16 protein-coding genes are annotated in these 17,183 nt (G+C 66.0%); 9 read left to right on the top strand and 7 right to left on the bottom strand.

What is annotated here, in order from left to right; all coding sequences use genetic code 11:
• Nucleotides 1-43: 43 nt before the first annotated feature.
• The 7 genes from purD to ACODSL_RS07365 all read right to left on the bottom strand — a co-directional run bounded on the left by purD (nucleotide 44) and on the right by ACODSL_RS07365 (nucleotide 7,788).
• Nucleotides 44-1,327 carry a phosphoribosylamine--glycine ligase gene (gene purD, locus ACODSL_RS07395; RefSeq protein WP_488900018.1) on the bottom strand — a complete coding sequence of 428 codons (1,284 nt, stop codon included), beginning with the start codon at nucleotides 1,325-1,327 and terminating at the stop codon, nucleotides 44-46.
• A gap of 96 nt (nucleotides 1,328-1,423) precedes the next feature.
• Nucleotides 1,424-2,113, bottom strand: a complete 690-nt coding sequence (gene phoB / locus ACODSL_RS07390) for a phosphate regulon transcriptional regulator PhoB (RefSeq protein WP_488900017.1) — start codon at nucleotides 2,111-2,113, stop codon at nucleotides 1,424-1,426.
• Nucleotides 2,110-2,802 carry a phosphate signaling complex protein PhoU gene (gene phoU / locus ACODSL_RS07385; protein WP_488900016.1) on the bottom strand — a complete coding sequence of 231 codons (693 nt, stop codon included), beginning with the start codon at nucleotides 2,800-2,802 and terminating at the stop codon, nucleotides 2,110-2,112. The genes phoB and phoU overlap by 4 nt, the downstream gene beginning before the upstream one ends.
• Before the next feature lie 8 nt (nucleotides 2,803-2,810).
• Nucleotides 2,811-3,632 (bottom strand): phosphate ABC transporter ATP-binding protein PstB, encoded by an 822-nt coding sequence (gene pstB, locus ACODSL_RS07380; protein ID WP_488900015.1) that lies wholly within the window; start codon nucleotides 3,630-3,632, stop codon nucleotides 2,811-2,813.
• Nucleotides 3,633-3,637: 5 nt separating this feature from the next.
• Nucleotides 3,638-4,894, bottom strand: coding sequence for a phosphate ABC transporter permease PstA (pstA, locus tag ACODSL_RS07375; RefSeq protein ID WP_488900014.1), 1,257 nt, complete (start codon nucleotides 4,892-4,894; stop codon nucleotides 3,638-3,640).
• The gene (pstC, locus tag ACODSL_RS07370; protein ID WP_488900013.1) at nucleotides 4,887-6,329 is read right to left on the bottom strand and encodes a phosphate ABC transporter permease subunit PstC; all 1,443 of its coding nucleotides are present in this window, start codon (nucleotides 6,327-6,329) and stop codon (nucleotides 4,887-4,889) included. Before pstC ends, pstA begins: the two co-directional genes overlap by 8 nt.
• A 73-nt stretch (nucleotides 6,330-6,402) precedes the next feature.
• Nucleotides 6,403-7,788 carry a sensor histidine kinase gene (locus ACODSL_RS07365; RefSeq protein WP_488900012.1) on the bottom strand — a complete coding sequence of 462 codons (1,386 nt, stop codon included), beginning with the start codon at nucleotides 7,786-7,788 and terminating at the stop codon, nucleotides 6,403-6,405.
• A gap of 180 nt (nucleotides 7,789-7,968) precedes the next feature.
• Between ACODSL_RS07365 and ACODSL_RS07360 the strand changes: the two genes are divergently transcribed.
• From ACODSL_RS07360 to ACODSL_RS07320, 9 genes are all read left to right on the top strand, one after another.
• Complete coding sequence (locus ACODSL_RS07360) at nucleotides 7,969-11,559, top strand: autotransporter domain-containing protein (RefSeq protein WP_488900011.1); 3,591 nt, start codon at nucleotides 7,969-7,971, stop codon at nucleotides 11,557-11,559.
• Between the two features lie 358 nt (nucleotides 11,560-11,917).
• Nucleotides 11,918-12,961: a sulfate ABC transporter substrate-binding protein gene (locus ACODSL_RS07355; RefSeq protein WP_488900010.1), complete on the top strand. Its 1,044-nt coding sequence runs from the start codon at nucleotides 11,918-11,920 to the stop codon at nucleotides 12,959-12,961.
• Between the two features lie 104 nt (nucleotides 12,962-13,065).
• Entirely contained in the window at nucleotides 13,066-13,764 is a 699-nt protein-coding gene (locus ACODSL_RS07350) for a sensor histidine kinase (RefSeq protein WP_488900009.1), read from the top strand.
• 9 nt (nucleotides 13,765-13,773) lie between these two features.
• Nucleotides 13,774-14,241, top strand: a complete 468-nt coding sequence (locus tag ACODSL_RS07345) for a response regulator (RefSeq protein WP_488900008.1) — start codon at nucleotides 13,774-13,776, stop codon at nucleotides 14,239-14,241.
• Complete coding sequence (locus ACODSL_RS07340) at nucleotides 14,238-14,504, top strand: SemiSWEET family sugar transporter (protein WP_488900007.1); 267 nt, start codon at nucleotides 14,238-14,240, stop codon at nucleotides 14,502-14,504. Before ACODSL_RS07345 ends, ACODSL_RS07340 begins: the two co-directional genes overlap by 4 nt.
• A 48-nt stretch (nucleotides 14,505-14,552) precedes the next feature.
• Nucleotides 14,553-15,332: a WecB/TagA/CpsF family glycosyltransferase gene (locus ACODSL_RS07335; RefSeq protein WP_488900006.1), complete on the top strand. Its 780-nt coding sequence runs from the start codon at nucleotides 14,553-14,555 to the stop codon at nucleotides 15,330-15,332.
• Between the two features lie 59 nt (nucleotides 15,333-15,391).
• Nucleotides 15,392-16,129 carry a dienelactone hydrolase family protein gene (locus tag ACODSL_RS07330; RefSeq protein WP_488900005.1) on the top strand — a complete coding sequence of 246 codons (738 nt, stop codon included), beginning with the start codon at nucleotides 15,392-15,394 and terminating at the stop codon, nucleotides 16,127-16,129.
• Between the two features lie 76 nt (nucleotides 16,130-16,205).
• Nucleotides 16,206-16,625: a YciI family protein gene (locus ACODSL_RS07325; protein WP_488900004.1), complete on the top strand. Its 420-nt coding sequence runs from the start codon at nucleotides 16,206-16,208 to the stop codon at nucleotides 16,623-16,625.
• Between the two features lie 317 nt (nucleotides 16,626-16,942).
• Nucleotides 16,943-17,179 carry a hypothetical protein gene (locus ACODSL_RS07320; RefSeq protein WP_488900003.1) on the top strand — a complete coding sequence of 79 codons (237 nt, stop codon included), beginning with the start codon at nucleotides 16,943-16,945 and terminating at the stop codon, nucleotides 17,177-17,179.
• Nucleotides 17,180-17,183: the final 4 nt, after the last annotated feature.

Genomic DNA, 17,183 nt, shown 5'->3' with positions numbered 1-17,183 from the left:
TACCCTTATAAGCTGAGATTCGCCGTCATGTTCTAGTCATGCGTTAAGATAACGGGGTTCTTTCGAGCGCCCGCCACGCAATGTCCGACCGGTAGAACCCGCCAGGAAAGTCTATCGCCTGGACCGCCGCATAGGCCTTGTCCCGCGCGTCCTGCAGTGACGGCCCCATGGCGCAGACGTTCAGCACCCGGCCTCCGGCCGAACGCAGGGTCCCGTCCGGGTCGCGGACGGTGCCGGCGTGGAACACCACCGACTCACCGGCGAAATCGGAGTCGGCGCCGCGAATGACGGCCCCGCTGACCGGGCTTTCAGGATAGCCGTCCGCGGCCAGCACGACGCAGATCGCCGCGTCGGCCTTCCAGACCGGGGCGTGTTGTTCGGCCAGTCTCCCGGTGGCGGAGGCCAGCAGATAGGGAACCAGGTCGCTCTCCAGCCTCAGCATCAGCACCTGGCATTCCGGGTCGCCGAACCGGGCATTGAACTCGACCAGTCTGGGCCCCGTCGGGGTCAGCATCAGGCCCGCGTAGAGCACGCCGCGATAGGGATTGCCCTCTGCCGCCATGCCCTTCACCGCCGGCAGCACGCACGCGTCGAAAGCCCGCTTCGCCAGGGCCTCGGTCAGAACCGGCGCGGGCGAATAGGTCCCCATGCCGCCGGTGTTGGGGCCCATGTCGCCGTCATAGGCGCGCTTGTGATCCTGGGCGAAGCCGAACGGGATGGCCGTTTCGCCATCGCACAGGGCGAAGAAGGACGCCTCTTCCCCCGGCATGAATTCCTCGATGACCACACGGGCGCCGGCCTGGCCGAAGCGACCGCCCAGCATGTCGGCCACGGCGGCGTCGGCATCGGCGCGCGTCTCGGCGATGACCACACCCTTGCCGGCGGCCAGCCCGTCGGCCTTGATCACGAAAGGCGCGGTCTGTTCGTCGAGGAAGGCGGCCGCCGCTTCGGTCGTCTCGAACACGCCGTACGCCGCGGTCGGCATGTTGTGCCGTGCGAGGAAATCCTTGCTGAAAGCCTTGGAGGTCTCCAGCCGCGCGGCCGAGGCCGTTGGGCCGAAACAGGGGATACCGAGGGCGTTGAGCCTGTCTGCCAGACCGACCTCAAGCGCGGACTCCGGTCCCACCACCACCAGGTCGGCGGTCATCTCCTGCGCCAGAGCCACGAGCCCGTCGACGTCGGTGACCTTGACCGGCCGCGTCTCGCAAAGTCCGGCTATTCCCGGGTTGCCCGGGGCCGCGATGAGCCGCGTGAGCAGCGGCGACTGGTTGATCTTCCAGGCCAGCGCATGTTCGCGCCCGCCAGACCCGACGAGGAGAATGTTCATGGTCGGGTTATGCGCGGGTAGGGAACGAGGTCAAGGCTCGCCCAAGTATCTCCCGCTATCCTCGCCCGCACGAGGATAGGCGGATCGTTTTTCGATCTAGCCGTCCAGGTCCAGCGAATAGCCCGCCGAGCGCACCGTGCGGATCGGGTCGGCGTCCGCCTTGCCGTTGAGCGCCTTGCGCAGCCGACCGATGTGCACGTCGACGGTTCGGGCCTCGACGTAGACGTCGGATCCCCAGACGGCGTCCAGCAGCTGTTCACGGCTGAACACCCGGCCCGGATGCTGCATCAGATGGTCGAGCAGGCGGAACTCGGTCGGGCCCAGATGAACCTCGGCGCCAGCGCGCTTCACCCGGTGGGCGACGCGATCCATGATGATGTCGCCGCAGGTCACCCGATCGTCGGCCAGGCCCGGCCGGATGCGCCGCATCACGGCCCGGATGCGGGCCGTCAGCTCGCTCATGGCGAAGGGCTTGACGACATAGTCGTCGGCGCCGGTGTCGAGACCGCGCACGCGATCGCTCTCTTCGCCACGCGCGGTCAGCATCAGGATCGGCAGGTTGCGGCTCTCGGGGCGCTGTCGAAGACGGCGGCAGACCTCGATGCCCGAGACTTTCGGCAGCATCCAGTCCAGCACCACGAGATCAGGCAGCTCTTCCTGGACCAGGATCAGCGCCTCCTCGCCATCGCCGGCGTGGATAACGCGATAGCCCTCTTTCTCGAGGTTGTACTGCAGCAGGGTGGCGAGGGCGTCCTCGTCCTCGACCACGAGAACCGTGGGCGTCATGACGTGAGTGCATCCAGTTTCGGCCGTTCGGAGACGATTTCCTGGCCGGTGATCTCGAAGTGGACGATTTCGGCGATGTTGGTGGCGTGGTCGCCGATGCGTTCGAGGTTCTTGGCCACGAACAGAAGATGGGCCCCTGCCGTGATCGTCCTTGGATCGCCCATCATGTAGGTCAGCAGTTCGCGGAACAGGCTTTCGTAGTGCTCGTCGACCTCGGTGTCGCGGACCCAGACCGAGACGGCGCGATCGACGTCAGACGCGGTGTAGGCGTCGATGACTTCCTTCAGACGCGAAGCGACCAGCTTGCCCATCCGTTCGATCGACCGGGTCACGGGACCAGCGGGCTCGGCTTCGGCGAGGATCAGGGTGCGTTTGCCGATGTTCTTGGCCAGGTCGCCGCAGCGTTCCAGATTCATCGCGATCTTCATCGCCGCCATGGTTCGGCGGAGATCATTGGCCATCGGCTGACGCAACGCGATCATGCGGATGGCGGCCCGCTCGATCTCGGCCTCCATCGTATCCAGCTTGCCGTCCCGGCCGATCATCGCCTGGGCCAGCGGCACGTCGCGGCGGGCGAAGGCCTGGATCGACTCGCCCACCTGGGCCTCGGCCAGGCCGCCCATCCGGACCACCTCCGCGGCCAGCTGGTTGAGCTCTTCTTCGTAGGATCTGACGATATGTTCGTTCATGGCGCGCCTCAGCCGATCCGGCCGGTGATGTAGTCCTGGGTCCGCGACTCGCGCGGATTGGTGAAGATCTCTTCGGTCGATCCCGTCTCGATCAGCTTGCCCATGTGGAAGAAGGCCGTGCGTTGCGAAACCCGCGCGGCCTGGGCCATCGAGTGGGTGACGATGACGATGCAGTACTGTTGCCGAAGTTCGTCGATCAGCTCTTCGATCTTCGCGGTGGCGATCGGATCGAGCGCGGAACAGGGTTCATCCATCAGGATGACCTCCGGGCTGACGGCGATGGCGCGGGCGATGACCAGGCGTTGCTGCTGGCCGCCGGACAGGCCGGTGCCAGGCTGGTGAAGGCGGTCGGAAACTTCGGCCCACAGGCCAGCCTTCTTCAACGACGCCTCGACAATCCCTTCCAGCTCGCTCTTGCTCGAGGCGATGCCGTGGATACGCGGGCCATAGGCGACGTTTTCGAAGATCGACTTGGGGAACGGGTTGGGCTTCTGGAACACCATTCCGACCTTGGCGCGCAGAACGACCGGGTCGATGTGGCTGTCGTTGACGTTCTCGCCGTCCATCTCGATGACGCCGTCCACCCGGCATCCCGGGATCGTGTCGTTCATGCGGTTGATGCAGCGCAGGAAGGTTGACTTGCCGCAGCCCGACGGACCGATGAAAGCCGTCACGGCCTTGCCAGGGATGTCGAGCGTCACGTCGAACAGGGCCTGCTTGGGGCCGTAGAAGACGCTGACGTCCCGAACCAGGATCTTGGCCGGATTGACGGGCGCCGGGTTGTGCGAGTGCGGCGCGGCGGTGCGGATAACGGGCGGTTGGGCGGTCATGGGGGCTACCATCTGCGCTCGAAGCGGCGGCGCAGGATTACCGCGGCCGCGTTCATCGCGATCATGAAGACCAGCAGCACGATGATGGCTGCGGCGGTGCGCTCGTGGAAAGCGCGTTCGGAGGCGTTTTCCCAGATGAACACCTGCACCGGCAGCACGCTGGCGGAACTGGTTAAGCCCTGGGGCAGGCCGGGGTTGAAGGCGATCATGCCGATCATCAGCAGGGGCGCTGTCTCGCCCAGGGCGTGGGCGAGCGAAAGGATGGTGCCGGTCATGACGCCGGGCATGGCCTGCGGCAGGACGTGGTGGAACACGGTCTGGGTGCGCGAGGCGCCGACGCCCCAGGCCGCTTCCCGGATCGACGGCGGCACGGCCTTGAGCGCCGAACGCGTGGCGATGATCACGGTCGGCAGCGCCATCAGCGCCAGCACAAGGCCGCCGGTCAGCGGGGCGCCGCGGGGGGCGCCGAACCAGTTCACGAACACCGCCAGGCCGAGCAGGCCGTAGACGATCGACGGCACGGCGGCGAGATTGTTGATGTTGACCTCGATCAGGTAGGTCCAGCGGTTACGGGGCGCGAACTCCTCGAGCCAGACCGCGGCCATCACCCCCATCGGCACGGCGACCAGAGCTGTGACGAGCAGCATCATCGCCGAGCCGATCACGGCGCCGAGAATGCCGGCCTGTTCAGGCTCGGTGGAGTCCGCGTGGGTGAAGAAGCCGACGTTGAACCCGCTGGTCACCGCGCCGCTCTTCTTCAGGCGGTCGAGCCAGTCCAGTTGCCGGTTGTTCAGCTTGCGGTCGGCCTCATCCGTCGAGCGCTTCAGCTCACCCTTGTAATAGAGGTCGGCGTCGGCCTTGACCGGGCCGGTCACGGTGATGGTCTTGCCGATCAGGTTCGGGTCGGCCTTGACCTTGTCGAGGATCTGGAAGCCCAGGTCGCGGCTGACCAGCGCCATCGCGTCGCTGGAGGCCAGGCCCAGATCGTCTTCCGTCTCGCCCAGTTTCTTCAGCAACGAAAGGCCCACGACATAGTCGTAGTTCGACCCTTCGAGGTCGGTCCGGTCGATCTTTGTCGGGTCGAGATAAACCGACATCGAAATCGAGTTGGTGGTGAAGGTCGAATAGCCCTGCATGCCGATCCGTACGAGCAGGATCGCCAGAAAGGTCAGCGCAACGGTAATCGCCACGCGGCCGTAAATCCGGAACCGGGTCTCGGCGGCATGTCGCTTCTTCAGGTGTGTGGCGGAGGCGTCAGTCATACTGTTCGCGATATTTCTGCACGATGCCGAGCGCGATGACGTTCAGCGTCAGGGTGACGACAAAGAGGGTGAGTCCAAGCCCGAAAGCCGAAAGTGTGGTCGGGGTGTCGAAAGCGGAGTCGCCCGTGAGGAGCGAGACGATCTGGTAGGTGACGGTGGTCACCGTCTCCAGCGGATTGATCGTCAGATTGGCCTGGGCGCCGGCCGCCATGGTCACGATCATGGTCTCGCCGATGGCGCGGGACACGGCGAGCATCAGGGCGGCGACCACGCCGGGCAGGGCCGCCGGCAGGATGACACGCTTCACCGTCTCCGATTTCGTGGCGCCCATGGCATAGCTGCCGTCGCGCAGGGTCTGCGGCACGGCATTGATGATGTCGTCCGACAGCGAGGAGACGAACGGGATGAGCATGATCCCCATGACCACCCCGGCGGTCAGCGCCATCTGGTTCTGAACGCCGGCCAGGTACTGACCCAGGCTGTCCATGGGGCCGTCCACGAGCAGGGATCCGATCCAGTTGAAGAATCCCCTGAAGATCGGACCCACGGTAAGAGCCGCGAAGAAGCCGTAGACGACGGTCGGAACGCCGGCGAGCACTTCAAGCAGCGGCTTGATCGTCGCCCGGGCGGCGGGGCCGGCGTACTCCGACAGATAGATTGCCGAGAACAGCCCGACGGGCGCGGCGACGGCCATGCCGATCAGCATGATCAGGAAGGTGCCGGCGAAGACCGGCACGGCGCCGAACCCGCCGGACGAGGCGACCTGGTCGGGCCGGATGCCCATGTGCGGGTCCCAGTGTGTGCCGGTCAGAAACTCCAGGGGCGACACCGCCTGGAAAAAGCGGAAGCTCTCCAGGGCCAGCGACATGATGATGCCGAGGGTCGTCAGTACGGCCAGCGTCGAACAGGCGACAAGCAGGAAGCCGGTCCAGCCCTCAACGCGATTGCGGGCGCGGAAATCCTTCGATAGTCGCGGGAATGCCAGCAGGAAGCCGCACAGGGCAAGGACCCCCGACAGCGCCAGCACCGTGATCAGGCCGAACGCGCTGATCCGGCGGCCCTCGGCCGCCTTGGCGTCGAGGGCGACCTTCAGATCACCCTGATAGTGGATCTCGCTCTGGGACTGGCCGCGGGCGGCGGCCCCGGCGTCGCTCCAGAAGACCTCCTGGCGTTCAGCGTCCAGGGCGGCGACGGCGGCGGGGACTTGCACGCGCAAGGCCGCGTCCTCGAGACGACTGCCCAACACGGCGAAAAGAACGACGATCAGCGCCGCCGGCACGCCCGCCCACAGGGCCACCCATGTGCCGTGATACCCTGGCAGTGAGTGCAGGCTGGCGGATTTGCCGCCCGAAAGGGCGACGGCGCGGCGCCGGCCGATCAGGTACACGCCGGCCGAAAAGGCGGCGAGCACGGCCAGGGCGATCAATACGGTCATCGCGGGTCCGAAAAGCGAGGCGGCGGGGGACGCCCGGAACCTGCCCGCGGGATGCTGCCCCTATGCGACAGGTCTATGACAGCTTCGTGACGGGCGCTGGTAGCGCCGCCCGCGCGGCCGCTGTTAGCGGAAGCCATACGGAAAATGTCGCGCCGCGCCCCTCGGCGCTTTCCGCTGAAACCCCGCCCCGGTGGCGGTTGACGATGTGTTTGACGATGGCGAGGCCAAGGCCCGTGCCGGACTTGTCGCCGCTCTTCTGGCCCTCGACGCGATAGAATCGTTCGGTCAGCCGGGGCAGGGCGTCGCGCGGCATGCCAGGCCCGGCGTCGCTGACCCGCAGCAACGCATAGAGCTCCCCCGGGCGATGATCCGGGGCGAGCAGGGTGAGGCCCGCCGCCTCGGGATCACGCAGGGGTGGCGGATCGCCATCGACTGGCGCCGTCACCTCGACCCGAACGACGCTGTCGCGTGGAGAATATTTCACCGCGTTGTCGATCAGGTTCTGGACCACCTGGATGATCTGGTCGCGGTCGCCTTCGATCTTTGCGGACCCGTCGGCCGGCGCGGTCCAGTCAATTCGCACGCCCTTGTCGCGGATCACCGGCGTCATGGCGTCGGCGACATCAGTGACGGCCAGCGCCAGGTCGACGCTGCCCTGTGGGGCGATGTGCTCGTTCAACTCGATGCGGGACAGGCTCATCAGGTCATCGATCAGCCGGGCCATGCGCTCCGCCTGGGTCTGCATGATCCCCAGAAACCTGTCGCGAGCGTCTACGTCGTCGCGCGCGGGCCCGCGCAGGGTTTCGATGAAGCCCGTCAGCGACGCCAGCGGCGTCCGCAATTCATGGCTGGCGTTGGCCAGGAAGTCGGCCCGCATCCGTTCGGCCCGCCGCAGGTCGGTCTGGTCCCTGAGGACCAGCAGGGCCAGCGGTGCGTTCTCGAGACGCGAGGTCAACGGACGCACGGTCGCGGTCCAGGTTCGGTCAAGGGCGCCGCCGGCCTCGAACACCGCATGTCCGGCTATGCCGCCGACGAGCGCCTCATCGACCAGTTCAATGACTTGCGGATTGCGGATCGCGGTGATCAGACGGGCGTCCTGCCGCTGAATCCTGAACAGGGCCCGGGCGGCGAGGTTGGCGAACACCAGGCGGTGGCCCGCCATTTCGCTCGGCGCGCCCGCCGCGACGACCAGCAAGGGATCTTCGAGCGACTCGATAATGGCGGCCCAGGGCAGGGGATCCGTCGCGACGGCCAGCGGCGCCGGAGAGGCGGCCGTTGCTGACTCGGCGACCGGCCGCCTCGCCAGATAGAATCCCGTCCCACCGGCCGCCAGCGCGGCGATCATCGCCGGCCCGACCTGCGCCTGGCCAAAGGCCGCCAGGGCGAGCGGCGCGGCGGCCGCGGCGAGCCCCGCCAACAGCGTCGGCCGATGCGTCCTGACGTCATCCTGTGGGGGCATGGCGCGAAAGCCTCGATTCATTTTTTTCGACGGGCTAGGATGCGCGGAGATATGGCGCCCTTGCAGGCCTTGCGATAGACGAGGCGGGGTCCCTGGGGATGGTTCATGACGGCTGACGCAATTTCGCCGCATCGAAAGGGGACGAACGTGTCGCCGTATAAGGTCCGGGGTTCTCTGTTCATGTTCCGCAAGCGTTTGGCCGCCACTGTCGCTGCCGCCCCCCTGTTGCTCCTCGCGAGCCAGGCGATGGCCGACACGACGATTACCGACAAGCGGACCGCGCCTGTCGCGACCGGCACGATCAACGGCGGCGCGGCCGACAACATCATCATCGGCGCAGGCGGCAGCGTTAAGCTGACCTCGACGGGGCCGGCCGGCCCCATCGTCAACGTCAACACCAACAATACCCTGGTGAACAAGGGCGAGATCTCGTCCCAGGACGTCAACGGGTCGATCGGCGTTCAGCTGAACGGCGGAACGACGACGTCATTCACCAACAATGGCCAGATCACGATCAACGACTCGTTCGACCAGAACGCGGCGGCCAACGACACCGACAAGGACGGCGACCTCGACGGCGCCTACGCGACGGGCTCGGGCCGCTACGGCCTGCTGCTGACTGGCGCGGGCACGTTCACGGGCAACATCCTCAACGACATCGCCGGCTCCATCACCGTCGAGGGTAATGATTCCTGGGGCGTCCGCATCGACAGCGCCCTGAACGGGAATTTCACGAACTTCGGCACGGTCAATATTCTCGGCAACAACACCTATGCCATCCAGATGGCCGGGCCCGTCACCGGCAACGTCACCATCGCGGGCTCGGTGTCGGCGGTTGGTCTGAACGCCACGGGCGTCGAGATCGACGGAAATATCACCGGCGCGCTTCAGTTCCAGGGCGCTGTTTCGGCCACGGGCTATCGTTATCCGTCCCGTCCGACCAGCGCGGCGGCCCGCGCCATCCTCGACGCCGATGATCTGCTCCAGAGCGGATCGGCGGTCCGTATCGCGGCCAACGTAACAGGCGGCATCAATCTGGCGTCGGCTCCGGCCGTCATTGACGACATCGACAACGACGGTCTCACGAACGGGGCCGATCCGGACGACGACAACGACGGCATTCTCGACGCCGATGATGCCGACGCCAACGGCGACGGCATCAAGGACAACGACTACGACAACGACGGCACGGCCAACGCGACGGACACCGACGACGACAACGACGGCATTCTCGACACCGATGACCCCGACGACGATGGCAACGGCCTGATCGACGGCGACACCGACGGCGACGGCATCATCGACACGGCCGAAGGCAACGCCAACATTTCCGTCGGCGGCGCAGCCCCTGCCATGCTGATCGGCTCCGACACCCAGGCGATCACCATCGGCGTGGTCGGCCCGGGCGCCCAGAATTACGGCCTGATCATCGCGGGCAGCGTCTCGGCCAACGGCGTCTACGACAACATCTCCGCGACGGGCGTGAAGATCGGCGCCTCGAACGGATTCGCCACCACACTGACCAACGGCATGCTGATCAACGGCAGCATCTCGGTCACGAGTTACAACGCCCAGGCCCAGGGTCTGCATCTCGCCTCCGGCGCGGTGGTCCCGACCATAAACAACGCCGGCGCGATCTTCGCCGGCCTGACCGCAACCTCGGCTCCCTACGCGACCGAAGGCGCCTTCAACGCCTATGGCATTCGCATCGACGCCGGATCGACGGCCACGAGCCTGATCAACTCCGGTTCGATCACGACCTCGGTGCTGGGCGAGCGCAGCAACGCCATTTCCGTCTGGGACGGCTCGGGCCTGCTCACCTCGGTGACCAACACCGGCTCGATCAACGCCCTGGTCACGGCGACCGACGACGCCTCCGATACGGATGACGCCGATACGGACGCGACGAACGAGACCATCACAGGCCGGGCGATCGCGATCGACCTCAGCCACAATACCACCGGCGTCACGATCACCCAGGTCTCTGATACAGGCGACACCGACAGCGACGGTGTTCCGGACACGATCGACAAGGACATCGACGGCGACGGCATCATCAACGCCGATGACACGGACGACGACAACGACGGCATTCTCGACACGGTCGACACGGTCAACAACAACGACGTCGATGGCGACGGCGCTCCGGACTCCCAGGAAGCGTCGATTATCGGCGAGGTCCTGCTGGGCTCGGGCGCCGACACGCTGAACCTGCAGAATGGCGTCATCATCGGCGACATTGCGTTCGGCGCCGGTGCGGACACCTTCAACGTCGGGTCCGGGAGCTGGGTCGCCGGCTATTCCGGTTCGATCAGCGACAGCGACGGCAACCTGGCGATCAACGTCGTCAACGGGACCGTGCAGCTCAACAACACCGGCGTGATCGATGCGACCAGCATCGCCCTGTCGGCCGACTCCACCCTGATCGTCACGGCGGACCCCACCGGCAACACGGCGACCCAGATCACGGTCGCCACCGCCAATATCGCCACCGGCGCCCAGCTGGGGCTGAACCTGACGACCCTCGTCGGGGCGACGACCCAGCACTACACGATCATCAAGACAGACACGCCCGGCGGTCTCACCGTCGGTACGATCGACAGCAGCCTGCTCGGCAATGCGCCCTTCATGGTGGTGGCCACGGCGTCGGCGAACACGACTGCTGGTGAGGTCAACCTGGACATCCGCCGCCGGACGGCTACGGAAATGAGCCTGTCGACGAATGAGGCCCTGGCTCTGAACGCCGTTTACAGCGCGCTGAGCAGCGACAGTGATGTGCTCGACGCCTTCCTTGGCGCCCAGACCCGCAAGGAATTCCTTGCGCTCTATGACCAGATGCTGCCCGACCAGGGCGAAGGCATGTTCTCGTCACTCGACGCGATCACGAGCACGATCTCGCGCTTGGCCGCCACCCGGCCCGATCCTCGCGAGCGCTACGGCCCTGACAGTTTCTGGATGCAGGAAGTCAACGTCAGTGTGATGCGCGAAGCGGGCGCCAGCGTTGGCTCGACCACCCAGGCCTTCGGCTTTGTGGGCGGGTACGAAAGCATGGGCGCGGACGGCGGGGCGCTCGGCGCCACGCTGGCCTTCGTCACGTCCGAGGAAAAGGACGACATCTCAAAGGTCGGCGAAAACACCAGCGTTTCGCTGCTGGAAGCCGGCGTTTACTGGCGTCGTTCGGTCAACAACTGGCTCTTCAGCGCACGCGGCAGCGCCGGCTATGCCTGGTTCGACAGCGACCGGGTTTTCGTATCGCCGACCGACAGCCTGATCCGTCAGGCGGACGCTGGCTGGAACGGCTTTACCGGCTCGGCCAGTGTCAGCGCCGCCTACGAAGCCAATGTCGGCATCTTCTATCTGCGGCCCCTGGTCAGCGTCGATTATCTGTACCTGAGCGAAGGCTCGCGTCAGGAATCGGGCGGGCAGGACGCGTTCAACCTGTTCATCGATGGCCGCAACAGCAGCCGCCTGTCGGGCACCGCCGAGGTCGCCTTCGGCGCCAACTTCGGTCGTGAACTGTGGTGGCGTCCCGAGCTCCGCCTCGGCTATCGCGCGCGCCTCGGCGGCGAGGTCGGCCAGACCCAGTTCCGCTTCAAGAACGGCCAGCTGGTCGCCCTGACGCCGGACGAAGCCGCCGACGGCGCGGCCATCATCGGCCTGTCGCTCAAGGCCGGAACGCCGATGTCCTATGTGGCCATCGAGGGTGAATACGAAGCGACCGACGGTGAGGACGTCTACAACCTGCAGATCGCCGGCCGCATGATGTTCTGAGGCGACGCCGCCGAACCCAGGAGGTTTGGCGGCGCGTCCGTCCCGACATCGAATATCTGACCTTCCTGCGGAGAGACCAGATTCCCTGAAGGGCTTCGAATTATAACTATATTGATACGATAGGAATTAGGTGATTTCTTGACCTCCGTTCACGCCGGGATCGACCGGCGGATCGAGGGGACATTCATGACCGCCTCCCGTGGAATTTTCCGCACCGTTCTGTTGGCCAGCGCCGCTATCGGCTCGACCCCGCGCTGAACAAGCAGGTTGGGCAGGACCTGCAGATATTCTCCCTCCGCACCCAATCGCCTTCTGACGCGTTAGGCGGCTGTCGCCGTGACCGCTGGAGCCACCGGGCATGACCAACAAGATCCACACCCCTTCGCGCCGCGGCCTGCTGGCTGGCGGCCTCTCGGTACCGGCGGTGGCCGCGCTCGGCGCCGGCGCGGCGGAAGCGCAAGCCAAGCCGCTGACCCTGCTCAACGTCAGCTACGACCCCACGCGCGAGCTCTACAAGGACATCAACACGGCCTACGCCGCGTACTGGAAGGCGAAGACCGGACAGATCATCACCATCCAGCAAAGTCACGGCGGGTCCGGCAAGCAGGCCCGGGCGGTGATTGACGGCCTTCAGGCCGACGTCGTCACCCTCGCGCTGGCCTACGACATCGACGAGATCGCCGCGAAGGCGAAGCTGCTGCCCGCCAACTGGCAATCGCGACTTCCGAACAACTCGACGCCCTACTCCTCGACGATTGTCTTCCTGGTCCGTAAGGGGAACCCTTGGAAGATCCGCGACTGGGGCGACCTGATCAAACCCGGCATCGACGTGATCACGCCCAACCCCAAGACCTCGGGCGGCGCGCGCTGGAACTACCTGGCCGCCTGGGCCTGGGCGCTCAAGCAGCCGGGCGGTTCGCCCGCGACGGCCGAGGCTTTCGTCAAGCAGCTCTACAGCCACGTTCCGGTGCTCGACACCGGCGCTCGTGGCTCGACCACGGCCTTTGCCCAGCGGGGCATCGGCGATGTCCTGATGGCCTGGGAGAACGAGGCCTACCTCGCCAGTGAGGAGTTCGGGCCGAAGTTCGATATCGTCTATCCGTCGCTGTCGATCCTCGCGGAACCTCCGGTCGCCATCGTCGACAAGGTCGTTGACCGGAAGAAAACCCGCACCGTCGCCGAGGGCTATCTGAACTTCCTGTACAGCCCGCTGGCGCAGGATCTGATCGGCAAGAACCACTACCGGCCGCGCAATCCGCAGGCTCTGGCCAAGTACGGCGCACAGTTCAGGAAGATCCCCCTGGTCACGGTCGACGACACGTTCGGCGGCTGGACCAGGGCCCAGAAGGCCCACTTCGCCGATGGCGGCGTATTCGACAGGATCTATCGTCCGGGCGGGTAATGTCGGCGGCGGCATGGAGCGCCACTCTCTGAAACGCCGTCCGGTCAGGAACCGGGCGGCGTTTCCTTCGTTTGCAGCCGGGGGTTGGGCTAGCCCGAGGCGACATGCAGGACGAATTTTCACGCGACTATGAGGTCGATCAGCGGATCGTGGCCGAGGGCGAACTCGACTCCCGCACCCGCGACCTGGCCCACGCGCTGCAACAGAAATCCGCGCTGCTCCACGAGATAGATCACCGGGTCAAGAACAACCTCCAGCTTATTACCTCCCTGCTCCGGTTGCAGGCGCGACGATCAAGCGACCCCAGTGTCCGGCGGGCCCTGATCGGCGCCCAGGAGCGGGTCAATGCCGTGGCGACCGTTCATCGCCGTCTGTTTCGCGGGGAGGACGTCGAGCGCTTCGACGTCGGCGCGTTTGTCCAGGATCTGCTTGCCGACGTGATCGGCGGGTCGGGCCGTCGAGACATCCAGAGCCGATTGCACCTCGAGCCCGTGGACCTTCCCGCGGCCGGCGCCGCCCCGTTGGCGCTGCTGATCAATGAGCTTCTGAGCAATGCAATCCACCATGCCTTTCCCGACGGTCGGGCCGGCGTCATCACCGTCGCCGTCCGTCGCGAACAGGGGGAGTTCACTATTGAGATCGCCGACAACGGTGTTGGTTTGGGAACTCCCGCCGCCGCACCGGGTTTTGGTGGGACGATCGTGTCACTGCTGAGCGGACAGCTCGGCGCACGGTACGAGACCACAGACGCCCAACCCGGCGTGCGAACCGTTATCCGGTTTCCGGAAAACGGCAGATCCTGAGTAACCGTCATGGCGTTCTCCGACCCGCTCAACATCCTGATCGTCGAAGACGAGGTGCTTCTGGCGGCCGAGTTGGCTTACCTCATCGAAGAAGCCGGCTGCCGTGAAGTGGGCCACGCCATGTCTTCGGACGAGGCCCTGGCCCTCGCCGCGCGGCTGCGCCCCGATCTGGCGCTGGTCGACGTGCATCTGAAGGACGGTCCGACCGGCATCGACGTCGCCCGCGCCATCACCAGCAACTGCGGCGGCGTCGCCCTGTTCATGACGGCCAACGTCAAACGCCTGCCCGACGATTTCGCCGGCGCCTGCGGCGTCATCGGCAAGCCCTATTCCGAGCATGGCGTGAAGATGGCCCTGCGTTACCTCGGCGTCTGCCTCCGCGAAGATCATGCGCCGGGCATGCCCCCCGCCGGGTTGCAGCTCGCGCCGGCCTGGGCCAGCCGCTGGGGCCTTGACGACCTTCCGCGCACCCCGTGACGTCCCATTGGGTCAATGCCATCGGCACGGCGGCGGCGATCTGTTCGATGGCCAGCTTCATGCCGCAGATCCTCAAGATATGGAGCGACCGCGACGCCTCTTCGGTGTCGCTGCGCATGTGGTTGCTGACGGTGACAGGCTTCTGCCTTTGGACGGCCTACGGGATCATGCTCGGCAGTTGGCCGGTAGCGGTGTCCAACACGGTCTGCCTGGTTCTGAGCGGGGCGGTGCTGGCGCTGAAGTGGAAATTCAGAAGGCCTTAACCACGCCTCCTAACCGTCCCTACATCGCCTCCGTGCATCCTGCGGGTCATGGATTTCTTCGCCCCTGCCCTGCGACTGCATCTCCTTGGAGGAGACGTCGATCCCGTCACGCCCGCCGAGATGCTCGCGGCGACCGAGATCTTCGTCGCCGGGGGCGGCACCGCCGTGATCGCCAACCACAACAGCCACAGTCTGTTTCTTCTTCAGCGCACACCCGCCCTGCGCGCCTTCTTCGAAGACGCGGACCTGACGCAGATCGACAGCCTGCCGATGATCCTCTGGGGCCGGCTGATGGGCCTGAAGGTCGGCCGCGAGCATCGCTCGACCTATCTCGACTGGCGCGAGGATTTCTGGGCTCTGGCCCGTGAGCGGAACTGGCGCGTGTTCCATGTCGGCGGCGCGCCCGGCGTTGGCGAGCGCGCGGCGGTCGAGATCCGTCGTCGCCATCCGGGCGTGAACCTCGCCGTTCGCAACGGCTTCTTCGACATCGCGCCGGACAGTGCAGAGAGCGTCGCCCTGCGTAACGACATCGCGGCCTTTGATCCGGACATCATCCTCGTCGGCATGGGTATGCCGCGACAGGAAGACTGGATCGCCGCCAACCGCCACCGGATCGGTCGGGGGGTCTTCTTCCCCGTCGGCGCGGCCTTCGACTACGAGGCTGGCGAACAGGCGGCGGCGCCGCGCTGGACCGGCCGGCTGGGCGTCGAATGGCTCTACCGCCTGCTGTCCCAGCCGAAACGGCTCGCCTACCGCTACCTGGTCGAGCCCTGGTTTCTGGCTCCGGCCGCGATCGCGGATGTCGGGGCCCGTTTCAGCCGGCGCTGACCGCGGGACAGGATTTCCCGGCCCTGATATGCCTCGGACGGAACAGCCGGGGATTCTCCATGATCGAACGCCAGCTCGACATCCGCACGAAGGATGGCGCGACCACGACTTTCATCGTCCATCCGGAGCGGGAAGGTCCGCACCCGGTCATCCTGTTCTTCATGGACGCGCCCGCGATCCGCGAGGAGCTGCGCGACATGGCCCGGCGGCTGGCGACCAGCGGCTACTACGTCATGCTGCCCAACCTCTATTATCGTGCGGGCGTGATGGAGTTGGGGACCTTGTCGCCGGACCCCAACGATCCGGGCCGGGCGCGTATGTTCGAGCTGATGAACAGCCTGTCGATCCCGCTGGTCATGGACGACGCTGCCACCCTGCTGACCTTCGCCGAGGGCGATCCGGCGGCCTGGACAAAATCGGTGGCGACCGTCGGCTACTGCATGAGCGGCCCCTACGCCATCGCCGCCGCCGCCCGTTTCCGCGACCGGGTCAAGGCCGCCGCCTCGATCCACGGCGTCTCGCTGATGACCGACGCGCCCGACAGCCCGCACCTGCTGGCCCGCCAGACCGACGCGGAACTCTATTTCGGCTGCGCCCAGATTGACCGCTGGTTCCCGGAGGAGAGCATCGCGCCGCTCCGCGACGACCTGGCCGCCAACGGCGTGAGGGCCGAGGTCGAGCTGTGCCCCGGCGTCGAGCACGGATACGTTTTTCCGCAGCGCGCGGCCTATGACAAGGCAGCGTCCGAGCGCCACTGGGAGCGGATCCTGTCGCTCTACCGGCGCAACCTGCGCTGACTGACAGAAGTTTGTCGGGATGGGCGGCGACTGTTCGTCATCCTGACGACATCCCTTCCTGTACAGGATCCCGACCATGCGATTCATGATGCTGATGATCCCCGGCGGCTACGAGGTCGCGGGCCCTGAGCTCGACCTGCCGGTCGACGGGGTCGAGAAGATGATGGCCTACAACCAGTCCCTGGTGGACGCCGGCATCCTGCGCACCGCCGAGGGCCTGCATCCGCCGGCCGTCGGCAAGCGGGTGTCATTCGCCGGCGGAAAGCCGTTGATCACGGACGGGCCCTTCGCCGAGTCCAAGGAAGCGCTGGGCGGCTTCTGGATCATCGAGGTCGGCTCGCTCGAAGAGGCCACGGCCTGGGCCGCCCGGTGCCCGGCCCAGCCGAACGAGGTCATAGAGGTCCGGCGTATCCAGGAGATGGAAGACTTCTCTCCCGAGGTTCAGGAGGTCGCCAAGGGCCTGGACCTTGACGGGAGCGGCTGGTCGCGGACCTGACCGACTCACCGGGGCAGCATTTCGCGGAGGGCGGCGGGCATTTTCGAGACGCCGCCTTCCGACTGCCGAGGTCCCACAATCATTGAGGAAATCCAGTTGTCCGGACCCGCTTTCCGGAGACGTGCCGATGCCTGCTTCGTTATTAAGTGGCATCCGACGGGCTTTTGCCCTATGACGACAAAGTCGAATTTCGTTCTGGTTCGGTTGCTCTCTACACTTGGTCTTCGGATCGGGTTCCGGGCCTCCCTCGTTCCTCTCCGACATTTTGATCGTGCGGCGCCTGACCCGGCCCGCGCGTCCTCAAGCAGATCAAGACCATGTCCACTGTTCAACGCGCTTACGCCTTGGCCCGGTCCGGCCAGTTTCGCGATGTCGATGTCCTCAAGGACCGACTGAAGGCGGAAGGCTGTCGCGCGGTTGACGCCCTGCTGGCGGCCCGTTCGATCCGCAAGCATCTGGAAGCGATTTGCGCCGCCACCTTCAAGCCGCCGCTCGACCCTCCGACGCCGACCGAGCCCCAGACGCCGCCCGAGTCCCCGAACCCGACCGAATAGGCCG

The sequence above is a fragment of the Caulobacter sp. FG121 genome (genome assembly GCF_057809815.1).
The sequence above is the reverse complement of the archived record's forward strand: the minus strand, read 5'-3'. Positions and strand labels throughout refer to the sequence as shown.